This is a genomic window from Klebsiella sp. A-Nf5 (assembly GCF_002810545.1).
In the GTDB taxonomy this organism is placed as follows: Bacteria; Pseudomonadota; Gammaproteobacteria; order Enterobacterales; family Enterobacteriaceae; genus Klebsiella; species Klebsiella variicola.
Map to the genome: position 1 here is coordinate 39,613 of NZ_PIOG01000291.1, position 15,860 is coordinate 55,472.

Here is a 15,860-nt window from a genome sequence, read left to right on the forward strand (position 1 = left end):
CCATGGCAAAGACTATTAAAATTACTCAAACCCGCAGTGCAATCGGTCGTCTGCCGAAACACAAGGCAACACTGCTTGGCCTGGGTCTGCGTCGTATTGGTCACACCGTAGAGCGCGAGGATACTCCTGCTGTTCGTGGTATGGTCAACGCGGTTTCCTTCATGGTTAAAGTTGAGGAGTAAGAGATGCGTTTAAATACTCTGTCTCCGGCCGAAGGCTCCAAAAAGGCGGGTAAACGCCTGGGTCGTGGTATCGGTTCTGGCCTCGGTAAAACCGGTGGTCGTGGTCACAAAGGTCAGAAGTCTCGTTCTGGCGGTGGCGTACGTCGCGGTTTCGAGGGTGGTCAGATGCCTCTGTACCGTCGTCTGCCGAAATTCGGCTTCACTTCTCGTAAAGCGATGATCACCGCAGAGATCCGTCTCTCTGATCTGGCTCACGTAGAAGGCGATGTAGTAGACCTGAACGCGCTGAAAGCGGCTAACATTATCGGCGTCCAGATCGAGTTCGCGAAAGTGATCCTGTCTGGTGAAGTAGCTCGTCCGGTAACTGTTCGTGGCCTGCGTGTGACTAAAGGTGCTCGTGCTGCTATCGAAGCTGCTGGCGGTAAAATTGAGGAATAAGTAGCAGATGGCTAAACAACCGGGATTAGATTTTCAAAGTGCCAAAGGTGGCCTTGGCGAGCTGAAACGCAGACTTCTGTTTGTGGTCGGTGCGCTGATAGTGTTCCGTATTGGCTCTTTTATTCCGATCCCTGGTATTGATGCCGCTGTACTTGCCAAACTGCTTGAGCAACAGCGAGGCACCATCATTGAAATGTTTAACATGTTCTCTGGTGGTGCTCTCAGCCGTGCTTCTATCTTTGCACTGGGGATTATGCCGTACATTTCGGCATCTATCATCGTGCAACTGCTGACGGTGGTTTACCAACCGCTGGCAGAGCTGAAGAAAGAAGGGGAGTCTGGTCGTCGTAAGATCAGCCAGTACACCCGCTACGGTACTCTGGTGCTGGCGATATTCCAGTCGATCGGTATTGCTACCGGTCTGCCGAATATGCCTGGTATGCAGGGCCTGGTGATTAATCCAGGCTTTGCATTCTATTTCACCGCTGTTGTAAGTCTGGTCACAGGGACTATGTTCCTGATGTGGCTCGGCGAACAGATCACTGAGCGCGGTATCGGTAACGGTATCTCGATCCTGATCTTCGCCGGGATCGTTGCGGGACTCCCGCCGGCCATCGCCCATACTATCGAGCAAGCGCGTCAAGGCGACCTGCACTTCCTCCTGTTGCTGTTGGTTGCAGTATTAGTATTTGCAGTGACCTTCTTTGTTGTATTCGTTGAACGTGGTCAACGCCGCATTGTGGTAAACTACGCGAAACGGCAGCAGGGTCGTCGTGTCTATGCTGCACAGAGCACACATTTACCGCTGAAAGTGAATATGGCGGGGGTAATCCCGGCAATCTTCGCTTCCAGTATTATACTGTTCCCGGCAACCATCACGTCATGGTTCGGGGGTGGTACTGGTTGGAACTGGCTGACAACAATTTCGCTGTATTTGCAGCCTGGGCAACCGCTTTATGTGTTACTCTATGCGTCTGCAATCATCTTCTTCTGTTTCTTCTACACGGCGTTGGTTTTCAACCCGCGTGAAACAGCAGATAACCTGAAGAAGTCCGGTGCATTTGTACCAGGAATTCGTCCGGGAGAGCAAACGGCGAAGTATATCGATAAAGTGATGACTCGCCTGACTCTGGTTGGTGCGTTGTATATTACTTTTATCTGCCTGATCCCGGAGTTCATGCGTGACGCGATGAAAGTGCCGTTCTACTTCGGTGGGACATCGCTGCTTATCGTTGTTGTCGTGATTATGGACTTTATGGCTCAAGTGCAAACTCTGATGATGTCCAGTCAGTATGAGTCTGCATTGAAGAAGGCGAACCTGAAAGGCTACGGCCGTTAAAACTGGTCGCCCGAGAAGTTACGGAGAGTAAAAATGAAAGTTCGTGCTTCCGTCAAGAAATTATGCCGTAACTGCAAAATCGTTAAGCGTGATGGCGTCATCCGTGTGATTTGCAGTGCCGAGCCGAAGCATAAACAGCGCCAAGGCTGATTTATTCGCATATTTTTCTTGCAAAGTTGGATTGAGCTGGCTAGATTAGCCAGCCAATCTTTTGTATGTCTGTACGTTTCCATTTGAGTATCCTGAAAACGGGCTTTTCAGCATGGTACGTACATATTAAATAGTAGGAGTGCATAGTGGCCCGTATAGCAGGCATTAACATTCCTGATCACAAACATACCGTAATCGCTTTAACCGCTATTTTCGGTATCGGCAAAACCCGTTCTAAAGCTATCTGCGCTGAAACGGGCATCGCTGAAAATGTTAAGATCAGTGAGCTGTCTGAAGAACAAATTGATATTCTGCGTGAAGCAGTAGGTAAATTTGTCGTTGAAGGTGATCTGCGCCGTGAAATCACCCTGAGCATCAAGCGTCTGATGGACCTTGGTTGCTACCGTGGTTTACGCCATCGTCGTGGTCTTCCGGTTCGCGGTCAGCGTACCAAGACCAACGCACGTACCCGTAAGGGTCCGCGTAAACCGATCAAGAAATAATCGGGGTGATTGAATAATGGCAAAGGCACCAGTTCGTGCACGTAAGCGTGTAAGAAAACAAGTCTCTGATGGCGTGGCTCATATCCATGCTTCTTTTAACAACACCATCGTTACTATTACTGATCGTCAGGGTAACGCACTGGGTTGGGCAACAGCCGGTGGTTCCGGTTTCCGTGGTTCTCGCAAATCCACTCCGTTTGCAGCTCAGGTTGCAGCAGAGCGTTGCGCAGAAGCCGTAAAAGAATACGGCATCAAGAATCTGGAAGTTATGGTCAAAGGTCCGGGTCCGGGTCGCGAATCTACCATTCGTGCACTGAACGCCGCTGGTTTCCGCATCACTAATATTACTGATGTGACTCCGATCCCTCATAACGGTTGTCGTCCGCCGAAGAAACGTCGCGTATAACGCTACGTTTTCCAGGTTAGTTGGAGAAAGAAAATGGCAAGATATTTGGGTCCTAAGCTCAAGCTGAGCCGTCGTGAGGGCACCGACTTATTCCTTAAGTCTGGCGTTCGCGCGATCGATACCAAGTGTAAAATTGAACAAGCTCCTGGCCAGCACGGTGCGCGTAAACCGCGTCTGTCTGACTATGGTGTGCAGTTGCGTGAAAAGCAAAAAGTTCGCCGTATGTACGGTGTGCTGGAGCGTCAGTTCCGTAACTACTATAAAGAAGCAGCACGTCTGAAAGGCAACACCGGTGAAAACCTGTTGGCTCTGCTGGAAGGTCGTCTGGACAACGTTGTATACCGTATGGGCTTCGGCGCCACTCGTGCTGAAGCACGCCAGCTGGTTAGCCACAAAGCGATTATGGTAAACGGTCGTGTTGTTAACATCGCTTCTTATCAGGTTAAAGCGAATGACGTTGTCAGCATTCGTGAGAAAGCGAAAAAGCAATCTCGCGTGAAAGCCGCTCTGGAGCTGGCTGAGCAGCGTGAAAAGCCAACCTGGCTGGAAGTTGATGCTGGCAAGATGGAAGGTACGTTCAAGCGTCAGCCGGAGCGTTCTGATCTGTCTGCGGACATTAACGAACACCTGATCGTCGAGCTTTACTCCAAGTAAAGCTTAGTACCAAAGAGAGGACACAATGCAGGGTTCTGTGACAGAGTTTCTAAAACCGCGCCTGGTCGATATCGAGCAAGTGAGTTCGACGCACGCCAAGGTGACCCTTGAGCCTTTAGAGCGTGGCTTCGGCCATACTCTGGGTAACGCACTGCGCCGTATTCTGCTCTCATCGATGCCGGGTTGCGCGGTGACCGAGGTTGAGATTGATGGTGTACTGCACGAGTACAGCACCAAAGAAGGCGTTCAGGAAGACATCCTTGAAATCCTGCTCAACCTGAAAGGGCTGGCGGTGAGAGTTCAGGGTAAAGATGAAGTCATCCTTACTTTGAATAAATCTGGCATTGGCCCTGTGACTGCAGCCGACATTACCCACGACGGTGATGTCGAAATCGTCAAGCCGCAGCACGTGATTTGCCACCTGACTGATGAGAACGCTGCTATTAGCATGCGTATCAAAGTTCAGCGCGGTCGCGGTTATGTGCCGGCTTCTGCCCGAATTCATTCGGAAGAAGATGAGCGCCCAATCGGCCGTCTGCTGGTCGACGCCTGCTACAGCCCTGTAGAGCGTATTGCCTACAATGTTGAAGCTGCGCGTGTAGAACAGCGTACCGACCTGGACAAGCTGGTCATCGAAATGGAAACCAACGGCACAATCGATCCTGAAGAGGCGATTCGTCGTGCGGCAACCATTCTGGCTGAACAACTGGAAGCTTTTGTTGACTTACGTGATGTACGTCAGCCAGAAGTGAAAGAAGAGAAACCAGAGTTCGATCCGATCCTGCTGCGCCCTGTTGACGATCTGGAATTGACTGTCCGCTCTGCTAACTGCCTCAAGGCAGAAGCTATCCACTATATCGGTGATCTGGTACAGCGTACCGAGGTTGAGTTGCTGAAAACGCCGAACCTGGGTAAAAAATCTCTTACTGAGATTAAAGACGTGCTGGCTTCCCGTGGACTGTCTCTGGGCATGCGCCTGGAAAACTGGCCACCAGCAAGCATTGCTGACGAGTAACCGGATCACAGGTTAAGGTTTTACTGAGAAGGATAAGGTCATGCGCCATCGTAAGAGTGGTCGTCAACTGAACCGCAACAGCAGCCATCGCCAGGCTATGTTCCGTAACATGGCAGGTTCGCTGGTTCGTCATGAAATCATCAAGACGACCCTGCCGAAAGCGAAAGAACTGCGTCGCGTAGTTGAGCCGCTGATTACTCTTGCCAAGACTGATAGCGTTGCTAATCGTCGTCTGGCATTCGCCCGCACTCGTGATAACGAGATCGTGGCAAAACTGTTTAACGAGCTGGGCCCGCGTTTCGCGAGCCGCGCCGGTGGTTACACTCGCATTCTGAAGTGTGGCTTCCGTGCAGGCGACAACGCGCCGATGGCATACATCGAGCTGGTTGATCGTGCTGAGCCGAAAGCAGAAGCTGCTGCAGAGTAATCTGTAGTAACGTAAAAAAACCCGCCCCGGCGGGTTTTTTTATATCTACCTTATCCCCACTTCACTACACTATCTGTACTCTTTTTGTTCATCCCCGGAGCCGTAGAATGTGGTTACTGGATCAGTGGGCGGAACGCCATATCCTCGATGCCCAAGCTAAAGGTGAGTTCGATTGTTTACCCGGCAGCGGCGAACCGCTGACTCTCGATGACGATTCACATGTGCCGACGGAGCTGCGGGCAGGTTATCGCCTTCTGAAGAATGCTGGGTGCCTCCCCCCGGAGCTGGAGCAGCGTAGGGAAGCGGTGGCACTGGCTGATTTACTGAAGGGCGTCCGTCAGGACGATCCGCGTCATGCTGAACTCAGTAAACGGCTTGCCTTGCTCGAACTGAAGCTTCGTCAGGCTGGCCTGAGCACCGACTTTTTACGCGGTGAGTATGCCGATGCTTTGCTACAAAGAATGAATCAGGAGTAAATATGTATCGTATTGGTGAGCTGGCTAAGCTGGCTGACGTCACGCCAGATACCATCCGTTATTATGAGAAACAGCAAATGATGGATCATGACGTGCGCACCGAGGGGGGATTTCGTCTTTACTCGGATAACGATCTTCAGCGGCTACGCTTTATTCGCTATGCCCGTCAGCTGGGCTTCACTCTGGAAGCGATCCGCGAATTATTGTCGATCCGTATCGATCCGGAGCACCATACCTGCCAGGAATCGAAAGGGATCGTTCAGGCGCGATTAAGCGAAGTCGAGGCGCGGATCAAAGAGTTGCAGACGATGCGTCGCTCTCTGCAGCGGCTTAATGATGCCTGCTGTGGGACTGCGCACAGTAGTGTTTATTGTTCGATCCTTGAGGCCCTTGAACAAGGCGCCAGCAATGGCGGTACTACGGGCCGTTGATTTTTTCATCGCGTGGATCTACACTCGCGCGGAATTCACACATGCACTGGAGTTACTATGAGTCGCTATCAGCATACCAAAGGGCAAATCAAAGATAACGCCATTGAGGCACTTCTCCACGATCCGTTATTCAGGCAGCGTGTAGAGAAAAACAAGAAAGGGAAAGGAAGCTATCAACGTAAAGATAAACATGCAGGAAGGATTGACCGGGAGGCCAGTGGCAAGCAAGCGAATCGCTTTTTTACCACTGGCCTTCTGCTTTCTGTGCTGATTAAGAACGGTTGTTTTGTTCTTTCAGCAGATCGCGAATTTCGCTCAGCAGGACTTCTTCTTTAGAAGGAGCTGGCGGCGCCGCCGGAGCCTCTTCTTTCTTACGATTTAACTTATTCATCAGTTTAATCGCCATGAAGATGGCAAACGCGACGATGATGAAATCGAAAACGTTCTGAATGAATACCCCATAATGCATCACGACAGCAGGGACATCGCCCTGGGCATCACGTAGCGTGACGGCAAACTGTTTAAAATCGATCCCGCCAATCAACAGGCCGAGTGGTGGCATAATAATATCTGCGACCAGCGATGAAACAATTTTACCGAATGCTGCACCGATGATCACACCCACTGCCAAATCGACAACGTTCCCGCGCATCGCGAATTCGCGAAACTCTTTTAAAAAACTCATTTTATTCTCCTTGTGCCAGCTGACGATGTAAGTTTAACAAATGTATTTTCATTTGCCATTACCAGTAGATAGTTACCGCAAATTATTAACCTTTGAATAATAAGGGATAATAAAAAGGCGCCTGTCCGGCGCCCTGGGAATTACAGGAAGAAAGGACTTGGCTGGAACAGCCTTTCTACATCGGAAATAAACTTTTTGTCGGTCAAAAACATGATCACATGATCGCCCTGCTCGATCCGCAGATTATTATTCGCGATCATAACGTCGTTGCCACGCACGACGGCGCCGATGATCGTACCTGGCGGAAGCTTGATCTCATCGATCGAACGTCCTACTACCCGCGAGGTGCTTTCATCGCCGTGTGCGACTGCCTCGATCGCTTCGGCAACGCCGCGGCGCAGGGAGGAGACGCCGACAATATCGGCTTTACGGACATGGCTGAGGAGTGCGGAAATTGTAGCCTGCTGAGGCGATATCGCAATATCGATGACGCTGCCCTGGACCAGATCAACATAGGCTTTGCGCTGGATCAGCACCATCACTTTTTTCGCCCCCATCCGTTTGGCCAGCATCGCAGACATAATATTTGCTTCGTCATCGTTTGTGACGGCAATAAACAGGTCCACCTGATCAATATGCTCTTCAGCCAGCAGCTCCTGGTCCGATGCATCACCGTAGAAGACGATTGTATGCTGCAGCTTTTCCGCAAGCTCAGCAGCTCGCTGCTGATTACGTTCGATAAGCTTGACGCTGTAATCTTTTTCCAGCTTATGGGCCAGACCCGCACCAATATTGCCGCCGCCGACCAGCATAATACGCTTATACGGCTTTTCCAGTCGCTGCAGCTCACTCATGACTGCGCGAATATGCTGCGAGGCGGCAATAAAGAATACTTCATCGCCGGCTTCCACAATCGTCGAACCCTGTGGGCGAATAGGACGATCGTGGCGGAAAATAGCGGCCACACGCGTATCGATATGCGGCATATGCTCCCGCATGGTGGACAACGCATTCCCTACCAGCGGACCACCGTAATACGCTTTTACTACGGCGAGGCTGACTTTCCCTTCGGCGAAGTTCACGACCTGAAGCGCGCCAGGATATTCGATCAGGCGGTGAATATTGTCGATGACCAGCTGTTCCGGGGCGATCAAGTGATCGATGGGCACCGCTTCAGAATTGAAGAGTTTATCCGCATCACGAACGTAATCAGGCGCACGAATACGGGCTATACGGTTTGGGGTATTGAATAATGAGTAGGCGACCTGGCAGGCCACCATATTGGTTTCATCCGAACTGGTGACCGCTACCAGCATATCGGCATCATCGGCCCCCGCCTCCCGCAGTACGCGAGGGTGAGAGCCATGTCCCTGGACGACACGCAGGTCGAACTTATCCTGCAGGCTGCGCAGACGGTCGCCATTGGTATCAACCAGCGTAATATCATTGTTCTCGCCGACGAGGTTTTCCGCCAGCGTGCCGCCGACCTGGCCGGCGCCCAGAATAATAATCTTCATCTGCAATGACCCATTAGTTCTGACGTTTGATTAGCTTAGCGTAAAAGAAGCCATCACCTTCTTCCGGGCCCGGCAGATTTTGCTGCCCGGGACTCTCCGGCGTGCCGGTTGCGTGAAGTTCTGCATCCGGGGTTCGCGCGAGGAAGGCGGCAATTTGCTGGCTATTCTCTTCCGGCAGAATAGAACAGGTAGCATACACCAGCGTGCCGCCTGGCTTCAGATGTGGCCAGGTGGCATTCAGGATCTCGGCCTGCAGCTGGGCTAATTCGGCGATATCCCGATCCCGGCGCAACCACTTGATATCAGGATGACGGCGAATGACGCCGGTGGCGGAGCAGGGGGCATCCAGCAGAATACGATCGAACTGTTCGTTGCCACACCACTGCTCAGGGAAGCGACCATCGCCCTGTTTGACTTCGGCTTTCATGCCCAGACGCTTCAGGTTGTCATAGACGCGTGACAGACGCAGTTCATCAATATCCACCGCCATGACCTGAGCCTGCGGGGCAACCTCCAGAATATGCGTCGTCTTGCCGCCCGGCGCGGCGCAAAGATCGAGAATGCGTTCGCCATTTTCTGGCAGCAGGTATCGCATACAGCCCTGGGCCGAGGCATCCTGGACGGTGACCCAGCCTTCGGCAAAGCCTGGCAACGCAAGGACCGGGGCAGGGGTGGCCATACGCACGGCGTCCGGATAGTCAGGATGGGTGAAACCCTCTAAGCCGGCCTCTTTAAGCAGAGCAAGCCATTCATCCCGGGAATGATGGTTGCGGTTAACGCGCAGCCACATCGGCGGGCGCTGGTTGTTCGCATCGACGATCTCCTGCCACTGCTGCGGCCAGGCCTGCTGCAGGCGTTTCAGCAGCCATTTGGGATGAAGATAGCGGTTTTCATGCTCAGCAAATTCGGCTAATAACGCTTCCTGCTGGCGCTGGAACTGGCGTAGCACGCCGTTGATCAGCCCTTTAAGCTGCGGGCGTTTAATGGCCACCGCGCCTTCTACCGTTTCCGCCAGTGCGGCATGCGGAGGAATACGGGTATAGAGCAACTGATAAAGCCCAACCATGATTAGAAAATGCACGGTGCGCTGTTTGCCGGTCATCGGACGCGCCATCAGCTTGTTGATAAGCCACTCAAGCTGACTGAGCGTACGCAATACGCCAAAACACAGCTCCTGCAACAGCGCTTTGTCTTTATCGCTGACTTTCTGCTGCAGAGGGGGCAGAACGTTGCTCAAAGACTGACCTTGTTCAATCACTTGCTCGATAGCCTGGGCGGCCAGACTGCGTAAGTTTATTTTGTTTTTCATAAGCGCAAAAATAAAAATGCCCGGCTAACCCGGGCTTTTAAAGAGACAACCGTCAGGCGAGACGGGTACCAGGGATGAACCACTCCCGGCGGGAATTGAGTAAGTCCTGCGAGCTCATCGCTTTTTTACCCGCTGGCTGTAGCGATTCCAGACTGAGGATCCCATCACCCGTGGCGACCTGAATACCCTGTTTGGTTGCTGCCACTATTGTTCCCGGCTCGGCGTGCGTGACTTCGGCAATAACCGATGCCCGCCAGACTTTGACTGGCTGCCCGTCAATCTCCAGCCAGCTCATTGGCCAAGGATTAAACGCCCGGATGCAACGTTCCAGCTGTGCAGCGGAAAGCGACCAGTCGATGCGGGCCTCTTCTTTACTCAGCTTCTCGGCATAACTGACGAGTGACTCGTCCTGGACTTCAGGCTGTGCCGTTCCGTTTGCCAGTTGCGCTAAGGTTGTCAGCAGTCCCTGTGGGCCGAGATCGGCCAGCTTATCGTACAGGCTGCCGCTGGTATCCTCAGCGGTAATGGGGCAGGAAAGCTTATACAGCATGTCACCCGTATCAAGGCCGACGTCCATCTGCATGATGGTCACGCCGGTTTCACTATCGCCCGCCCACAGCGAACGCTGGATCGGCGCGGCGCCACGCCAGCGCGGCAGCAGGGAGCCATGAACGTTGATACAGCCCAGTCGCGGCATTTCAAGCACCGCTTTTGGCAGAATCAGACCATACGCCACCACCACCATGATATCGGCGCCCAAATCGGCGACGAGCTGTTGGTTCTCCTGCGGACGAAGAGACGATGGCTGGAATACGGGGACATCATGGGCTTCAGCCAGCACTTTTACCGGGCTCGGCATCAATTTTTTGCCGCGTCCCGCGGGACGGTCTGGCTGAGTAAACACGCCAACGATCTGATGTTCAGACGACAACAACGCGTCAAGATGACGCGCTGCAAAATCGGGGGTGCCGGCGAAAATGATACGTAGTGAATGTGACACGGTATTCCTTGTTATCAGGCACGGGAACGTAAACGATCCAGTTTCTCAACCTTCTGACGAATGCGCTGTTGTTTGAGCGGTGACAGATAGTCAATAAACAGTTTGCCAACCAGGTGATCCATTTCATGCTGGATACAGATAGCCAGCAGGCCATCGGCCTCCAGCTCAAACGGCTTACCGTCGCGATCCAGCGCACGGATCTTCACTTTTTCCGCACGGGGTACCAGAGCACGCTGTTCCGGAATGGACAAGCAGCCTTCTTCAATACCGGTTTCGCCGTCTTTTTCCAGCAACTCCGGGTTGATTAACACCAGCCGCTCTTCACGGTTTTCCGACACATCGATAACGATGATGCGCTGATGGATATCGACCTGGGTTGCGGCCAGACCGATGCCTTCCTCGGCGTACATGGTGTCGAACATATCATCGACGATACGCTGAATTTCCGCATTCACTTCTTTGACCGGCTCGGCGACTTTGCGAAGGCGCTCGTCCGGAATATGTAACACTTGCAAAACTGCCATAAAGTTCCAGAGTCGTATTCAGGAGTTGATAAGATTATTAGCTCTATTCTAGACAAAACCCCCTGCAATTGACAGTCTCACTGTCCAATCGCAAAGATTGTCAATGCCGCTTATGGCAGGGGGTAAGGATGACGCCCGACGAGATTTGGCTGCGGCTGATGAAGGTCAGTAATTTGTATGGCGACAGGATGCTGGATATCGCGCAGCGGTTATGCGCAGCCGCTTCCGTTGATAGTGAAGCGCTGCATGCCGTTGGGATGACTGCGGCGCAGGCGAAGCCATTTTTACGGTTTGACGAGCGTGAGCTTGACGAGACGCGGCGCTGGTTGGAACACCCGGATCATCATCTGTTACGGGCCGACGATCCGCGCTATCCGTTGCGGCTAAGGGCTATCGCTGATTACCCCGGCGCGTTGCTGGTCAGTGGCGACCCCGCCCTGCTTCACAGCGCGCAGCTTGCCGTTATTGGCAGCCGTTTGCACTCCTGGTATGGCGCCCGCTGGGGAAAACTGTTCAGCGAAACGCTGGCGCGTAGAGGGATCACCATCACCAGTGGGCTGGCGTTAGGCATTGATGGCGTTGCGCACCGCGGCGCGCTGGCCGCGGAGGGGAAAACCATCGCGGTGCTGGGCAACGGGCTGGAACAGGTTTATCCGCGGCGCCATGCAAACCTCGCCCAACAGATCATCGACAATGGCGGTACGCTGGTCTCTGAATTTCCACTCATTACGCCGCCGCTTCCCGCTCATTTTCCCCGACGTAACCGTATTATCAGCGGCTTAAGTTTGGGCGTGCTGGTGATTGAGGCGGCGTTGCGAAGCGGATCGCTGGTCACCGTCCGTTGCGCCCTGGAGCAGGGAAGAGATGTGTTCGCCCTGCCTGGCCCGATTGGTAATCCGGGATCTGAAGGTCCGCACTGGTTAATCAAGCAAGGCGCGGTACCGGTGACCTCGCCAGAGGATATCGTGGAGTACTGGCAAAACGAGCTGGCCTGGCTTACTGATACGTCTGATTCGATAAATAATTGCGCCGATCAGCCGTCTGTAGCATTGCCATTTCCGGAGCTCCTGGCTAACGTAGGAGATGAGGTAACACCTGTTGACGTTGTCGCTGAACGTGCCGGCCAATCTGTGCCAGTAACCGTAGCTCAGCTACTTGAACTGGAGTTAGCAGGCTGGATCGCAGCTGTACCCGGCGGCTATGTCCGATTAAGGAGGGCAAGCCATGTTCGACGTACTCATGTATTTGTTTGAAACTTACATCCATAACGAAGCAGAAATGCGCGTGGATCAGGACAAACTGACGCGGGATCTTACCGATGCGGGTTTTGAGCGGGAAGATATCTATAACGCGTTAATGTGGCTCGAGAAACTGGCTGATTATCAGGAAGGTCTCGTTGAACCCATGCAGCTCGCTTCCGACCCGCTGTCGCTTCGGGTGTATACCGAAGAGGAGTGCCAGCGTCTGGATGCCAGTTGCCGGGGATTTTTACTCTTCCTCGAGCAGATTCAGGTGTTGAACCTCGAAACGCGAGAAATGGTGATAGAGCGCGTCCTGGCGCTGGATACAGCAGAATTTGAACTGGAAGACCTGAAATGGGTCATCCTGATGGTACTGTTCAACATTCCGGGTTGTGAAAACGCCTATCAGCAAATGGAAGAATTACTCTTCGAAGTAAATGAAGGTATGCTGCATTAATCTTTTTGCAGCAACATCGAGTTGTTATGACCAAATCAGCACTGTTTTCGGTGCGTAAAAATGAGCCCTGCCCGCAGTGCGGGGCTGAACTGGTGATCCGTTCCGGGAAACATGGCCCGTTTCTCGGCTGTTCGCATTATCCGGACTGTGACTATATCCGTCCCCTGAAAAGTCAGGCGGACGGTCATATCGTTAAGGTGCTGGAGGGACAGGAGTGCCCATCTTGCGGCGCTGTCATGGTGTTACGCCAGGGGCGCTTTGGTATGTTTATCGGCTGCAGTCGCTATCCTGAATGCGAGCATACCGAGCTGATTGATAAACCCGATGAGACCGCTATCGCCTGTCCGCAATGCGGACAAGGGCATCTGGTCCAGCGTCGCTCTCGTTTCGGTAAAACCTTTCATTCCTGCGATCGCTACCCTGATTGCCAGTTCGTTATCAATTTTAAACCGGTAGCGGGCGAATGCCCTGAATGCCATTACCCGCTGTTAATTGAAAAGAAGACGGCGCAGGGCGTGAAACGCTTTTGCGCCAGTAAACAATGTGGAAAGCCGATCCCGGCGGAATAAATCAGTGAATAATAACCTGCCCTCAGAAACCGTCGCCCATGCCGTGGCGGTACTGAAAAATGAACATGTCATCGCCTACCCCACGGAAGCCGTTTTTGGCGTTGGCTGCGATCCAGACAGCGAAACGGCCGTCATGCGTCTGCTGGAGCTGAAGCAGCGTCCTGTTGACAAGGGATTGATCCTTATCGCCGCCAGTTTTGAGCAGTTGAAGCCTTATGTTGATGATTCACGGTTAAGTGACTCGCAGCGGGACGCTATCTTTTCCTGCTGGCCAGGACCGGTGACGTTCGTATTCCCTGCGCGTCCCGAAACGCCGCGCTGGCTGACGGGGCGTTTTGATTCGCTGGCCGTACGCGTGACTAACCATCCGCTGGTGATTGAATTGTGCGAAGCCTACGGAAAACCGCTGGTCTCGACGAGCGCCAATCTCACCGGGCAGCCACCGTGTCGTACCACCGCAGAGGTTCATGCTCAGTTTGGTGACAGCTTCCCGGTCGTGGATGGCGCCACGGGTGGACGGCAAAATCCATCTGAAATCCGTGATGCCCTGACGGGTGAACTGTTCCGCCAGGGGTGAACCATGGAAACCTACGCTGTTTTTGGTAATCCGATCGCGCACAGCAAATCGCCTTCTATTCATCAGCTGTTTGCCCGCCAGTTAGGGATTACTCATCCTTATGGACGTGTGCTGGCGCCGCTGGACGATTTTGTCTCTTCTCTGAATCAGTTCTTTGCAGAAGGAGGAAAGGGGGCCAACGTCACCGTTCCTTTTAAAGAGGAAGCTTTTGCGCGCGCGGACGAGCTGACAGAACGCGCTGCGCTGGCGGGAGCAGTAAATACCCTGAAACGCCTGGAAGATGGCCGTTTACTGGGGGACAACACCGACGGTATTGGCCTCCTGAGCGATCTGGAACGCCTGGGGTTCATTAAGCCGCGCCAGCGGATCCTGCTGGTAGGTGCTGGTGGCGCATCACGCGGGGTTCTTTTGCCGCTTCTGTCGCTGGGATGTGCCGTCACGATCGTGAATCGAACCTATTCTCGTGCCCATGAGTTAGCCACTCTCTTCGCCCATACCGGTAGCGTCAGCGCAAGAGAGATGGATACCTTATCCGGGGAAACATTCGATCTGATCATCAATGCGACGTCCAGTGGAATAGACGGTGATGTACCGGCTATCCCGGCATCTGTTGTCCACGCTGACGTGTATTGCTATGACATGTTTTACCAGAAAGGGCCAACACCGTTTCTTCACTGGTGCCAGCAGTATGGCGCAGTCCACTGTGCTGATGGGCTGGGAATGCTGGTGGCGCAAGCCGCCCATGCTGTTCTGCTATGGCACGGCGTCCTGCCGGCTATCGCTCCGGTCATCGAAACGCTGCAGCAGGAACTGAATGCATGAATCAGGCGATTCAGTTTCCTGACCGGGAATCATGGGATGCCGAACGGCAGGGTGTGGTTTTTCCTGTGCTGGTCAATGGGATGCAATTAACCTGCGCAATTTCAGGACAGAGCCTGCAGCAGCGTTTTGGTGCAGAGGGGCCAGCGCAGTGGCTGGCCGCCTTCCAGGAACATCGTTGGGATCTAGAGGAAGAGGTGGAAGCATTGATCCGCGATGGTCAGGAAGATGCTCAGGGCTGGATCTGGTTATCCTGATCCAGGTATTCATTTTTCCATTTCACATAGTTATTTGCTGAATACTTCAGTCCTTCCCGTTCCGTCTCCGTCAGGGGGCGGATCTGTTTGACCGGATTGCCAAAGTAAAGGTAGCCGCTTTCCAGTTGTTTGTTCTGCGGTACCAAACTGCCTGCACCAATCATGACGTCATCGCCAACGACGACACCATCTAATAAGATCGAACCCATACCAACCAGCACGCGGTTGCCGATAGTGCAGCCGTGCAGCATCACTTTATGACCAACAGTTACATCCTCACCAATGATCAGCGGATTTCCCTCCGGCTTATAAGAGGACTTATGGGTCACATGGAGAACGCTACCGTCCTGAATATTGCTGCGTTGACCTATCGATACATAGTTGACGTCGCCGCGAATGGCCACCAGAGGCCAGACGCTGACATCATCGGCAATTCTGACATCACCGATGACAACGCTGGATGCGTCAATCATGACGCGAAGACCGATTTGTGGGAAAAATGCTTTATAGGGGCGCAGCTGAGCAGACATATAGACCTCAAAATACCGGAATGTAAGAAGACTTTGGTGGCTTTTATCTCCCTGTGCAACCCCTGAAAACGGTGAAAATTGAGCAAATCGTGCAATTACGCGACGAAAAGGGTGAAAAATCACCATTCAGAAAAAAAGATCGAAAAAAGGCTTGTGCAAAAAAATGGGATCCCTATAATGCGCTCCCACTGACACGGCAGATGTGAATCACTTCACACAAACAGCCAGTTCGGTTGAAGAGAAAAATCCTGAAATTCAGGGTTGACTCTGAAAGAGGAAAGCGTAATATACGCCACCTCGCGACAGAGCGCTAAAGCGCGTCGCAACTGCTCTTTAACAATTTATCAGACAATC

Annotated in this window: 24 protein-coding genes; 18 read left to right on the forward strand and 6 right to left on the reverse strand. The window is 52.9% G+C overall.

Annotated elements, in window-relative coordinates; all coding sequences use genetic code 11:
* Positions 1 to 2 precede the first annotated feature (2 nt).
* The 12 genes from rpmD (at position 3) to CWM53_RS30260 (ending at position 6,357) form a co-directional block, all read left to right on the forward strand.
* On the forward strand, positions 3 to 182 hold the full coding sequence (gene rpmD, locus CWM53_RS30205; RefSeq protein WP_001140434.1) for a 50S ribosomal protein L30: 180 nt from the start codon (positions 3 to 5) through the stop codon (positions 180 to 182).
* Positions 183 to 185: 3 nt separating this feature from the next.
* The gene (gene rplO, locus CWM53_RS30210) at positions 186 to 620 is read left to right on the forward strand and encodes a 50S ribosomal protein L15 (RefSeq protein WP_061153137.1); all 435 of its coding nucleotides are present in this window, start codon (positions 186 to 188) and stop codon (positions 618 to 620) included.
* Positions 621 to 627: 7 nt separating this feature from the next.
* Positions 628 to 1,959, forward strand: a complete 1,332-nt coding sequence (gene secY, locus CWM53_RS30215; protein ID WP_008807050.1) for a preprotein translocase subunit SecY — start codon at positions 628 to 630, stop codon at positions 1,957 to 1,959.
* Between the two features lie 33 nt (positions 1,960 to 1,992).
* Positions 1,993 to 2,109, forward strand: a complete 117-nt coding sequence (rpmJ, locus tag CWM53_RS30220; protein WP_000868187.1) for a 50S ribosomal protein L36 — start codon at positions 1,993 to 1,995, stop codon at positions 2,107 to 2,109.
* A 146-nt stretch (positions 2,110 to 2,255) separates the two neighbouring features.
* Positions 2,256 to 2,612, forward strand: a complete 357-nt coding sequence (rpsM, locus tag CWM53_RS30225; protein WP_002919259.1) for a 30S ribosomal protein S13 — start codon at positions 2,256 to 2,258, stop codon at positions 2,610 to 2,612.
* Positions 2,613 to 2,628: 16 nt separating this feature from the next.
* Positions 2,629 to 3,018 carry a 30S ribosomal protein S11 gene (rpsK, locus tag CWM53_RS30230; RefSeq protein ID WP_004388621.1) on the forward strand — a complete coding sequence of 130 codons (390 nt, stop codon included), beginning with the start codon at positions 2,629 to 2,631 and terminating at the stop codon, positions 3,016 to 3,018.
* Between the two features lie 33 nt (positions 3,019 to 3,051).
* On the forward strand, positions 3,052 to 3,672 hold the full coding sequence (rpsD, locus tag CWM53_RS30235) for a 30S ribosomal protein S4 (protein WP_002919224.1): 621 nt from the start codon (positions 3,052 to 3,054) through the stop codon (positions 3,670 to 3,672).
* A gap of 25 nt (positions 3,673 to 3,697) precedes the next feature.
* Positions 3,698 to 4,687 carry a DNA-directed RNA polymerase subunit alpha gene (locus CWM53_RS30240; protein WP_002919219.1) on the forward strand — a complete coding sequence of 330 codons (990 nt, stop codon included), beginning with the start codon at positions 3,698 to 3,700 and terminating at the stop codon, positions 4,685 to 4,687.
* A gap of 40 nt (positions 4,688 to 4,727) precedes the next feature.
* Positions 4,728 to 5,114: a 50S ribosomal protein L17 gene (rplQ, locus tag CWM53_RS30245; RefSeq protein ID WP_002919206.1), complete on the forward strand. Its 387-nt coding sequence runs from the start codon at positions 4,728 to 4,730 to the stop codon at positions 5,112 to 5,114.
* A gap of 107 nt (positions 5,115 to 5,221) precedes the next feature.
* Positions 5,222 to 5,590 carry a DUF1992 domain-containing protein gene (locus tag CWM53_RS30250; protein ID WP_074387082.1) on the forward strand — a complete coding sequence of 123 codons (369 nt, stop codon included), beginning with the start codon at positions 5,222 to 5,224 and terminating at the stop codon, positions 5,588 to 5,590.
* Between the two features lie 2 nt (positions 5,591 to 5,592).
* Complete coding sequence (zntR, locus tag CWM53_RS30255; protein WP_074387083.1) at positions 5,593 to 6,021, forward strand: Zn(2+)-responsive transcriptional regulator; 429 nt, start codon at positions 5,593 to 5,595, stop codon at positions 6,019 to 6,021.
* Positions 6,022 to 6,078: 57 nt separating this feature from the next.
* Positions 6,079 to 6,357 carry an alternative ribosome-rescue factor A gene (locus CWM53_RS30260; RefSeq protein ID WP_071993293.1) on the forward strand — a complete coding sequence of 93 codons (279 nt, stop codon included), beginning with the start codon at positions 6,079 to 6,081 and terminating at the stop codon, positions 6,355 to 6,357.
* Here CWM53_RS30260 and mscL read toward each other — a convergent pair.
* The 5 genes from mscL to def all read right to left on the reverse strand — a co-directional run bounded on the left by mscL (position 6,293) and on the right by def (position 11,056).
* On the reverse strand, positions 6,293 to 6,706 hold the full coding sequence (mscL, locus tag CWM53_RS30265; protein ID WP_004145325.1) for a large-conductance mechanosensitive channel protein MscL: 414 nt from the start codon (positions 6,704 to 6,706) through the stop codon (positions 6,293 to 6,295). The genes CWM53_RS30260 and mscL overlap by 65 nt on opposite strands.
* Before the next feature lie 140 nt (positions 6,707 to 6,846).
* Positions 6,847 to 8,223: a Trk system potassium transporter TrkA gene (trkA, locus tag CWM53_RS30270; RefSeq protein ID WP_061153140.1), complete on the reverse strand. Its 1,377-nt coding sequence runs from the start codon at positions 8,221 to 8,223 to the stop codon at positions 6,847 to 6,849.
* Between the two features lie 13 nt (positions 8,224 to 8,236).
* A complete protein-coding gene (gene rsmB / locus CWM53_RS30275) occupies positions 8,237 to 9,532 on the reverse strand; it encodes a 16S rRNA (cytosine(967)-C(5))-methyltransferase RsmB (RefSeq protein WP_100632224.1) in 1,296 nt (431 codons plus the stop codon).
* A 52-nt stretch (positions 9,533 to 9,584) separates the two neighbouring features.
* Positions 9,585 to 10,532: a methionyl-tRNA formyltransferase gene (gene fmt / locus CWM53_RS30280; protein WP_012540437.1), complete on the reverse strand. Its 948-nt coding sequence runs from the start codon at positions 10,530 to 10,532 to the stop codon at positions 9,585 to 9,587.
* A gap of 14 nt (positions 10,533 to 10,546) precedes the next feature.
* Entirely contained in the window at positions 10,547 to 11,056 is a 510-nt protein-coding gene (gene def, locus CWM53_RS30285; RefSeq protein ID WP_008807058.1) for a peptide deformylase, read from the reverse strand.
* Positions 11,057 to 11,184: 128 nt separating this feature from the next.
* On the opposite strand from def, the gene dprA reads away from it, so the two are divergent.
* Genes dprA through CWM53_RS30315 form a run of 6 tightly spaced genes read left to right on the forward strand, consistent with a single transcriptional unit; the run spans position 11,185 to position 14,976 of the window.
* Positions 11,185 to 12,309 (forward strand): DNA-protecting protein DprA, encoded by a 1,125-nt coding sequence (dprA, locus tag CWM53_RS30290; protein WP_074387087.1) that lies wholly within the window; start codon positions 11,185 to 11,187, stop codon positions 12,307 to 12,309.
* Positions 12,281 to 12,754: a DUF494 family protein Smg gene (gene smg, locus CWM53_RS30295; RefSeq protein WP_008807060.1), complete on the forward strand. Its 474-nt coding sequence runs from the start codon at positions 12,281 to 12,283 to the stop codon at positions 12,752 to 12,754. Before dprA ends, smg begins: the two co-directional genes overlap by 29 nt.
* 26 nt (positions 12,755 to 12,780) lie before the next feature.
* Complete coding sequence (locus CWM53_RS30300; protein ID WP_048272070.1) at positions 12,781 to 13,323, forward strand: type I DNA topoisomerase; 543 nt, start codon at positions 12,781 to 12,783, stop codon at positions 13,321 to 13,323.
* 4 nt (positions 13,324 to 13,327) lie between these two features.
* Positions 13,328 to 13,900 carry an L-threonylcarbamoyladenylate synthase type 1 TsaC gene (gene tsaC, locus CWM53_RS30305; protein WP_100730536.1) on the forward strand — a complete coding sequence of 191 codons (573 nt, stop codon included), beginning with the start codon at positions 13,328 to 13,330 and terminating at the stop codon, positions 13,898 to 13,900.
* Between the two features lie 3 nt (positions 13,901 to 13,903).
* The gene (aroE, locus tag CWM53_RS30310; protein ID WP_008807063.1) at positions 13,904 to 14,722 is read left to right on the forward strand and encodes a shikimate dehydrogenase; all 819 of its coding nucleotides are present in this window, start codon (positions 13,904 to 13,906) and stop codon (positions 14,720 to 14,722) included.
* Positions 14,719 to 14,976 (forward strand): DUF1488 domain-containing protein, encoded by a 258-nt coding sequence (locus tag CWM53_RS30315; protein WP_008807064.1) that lies wholly within the window; start codon positions 14,719 to 14,721, stop codon positions 14,974 to 14,976. Before aroE ends, CWM53_RS30315 begins: the two co-directional genes overlap by 4 nt.
* Here the strand turns inward: CWM53_RS30315 and CWM53_RS30320 are convergent.
* Complete coding sequence (locus CWM53_RS30320) at positions 14,952 to 15,506, reverse strand: gamma carbonic anhydrase family protein (protein ID WP_008807065.1); 555 nt, start codon at positions 15,504 to 15,506, stop codon at positions 14,952 to 14,954. The genes CWM53_RS30315 and CWM53_RS30320 overlap by 25 nt on opposite strands.
* Positions 15,507 to 15,860 lie beyond the last annotated feature (354 nt).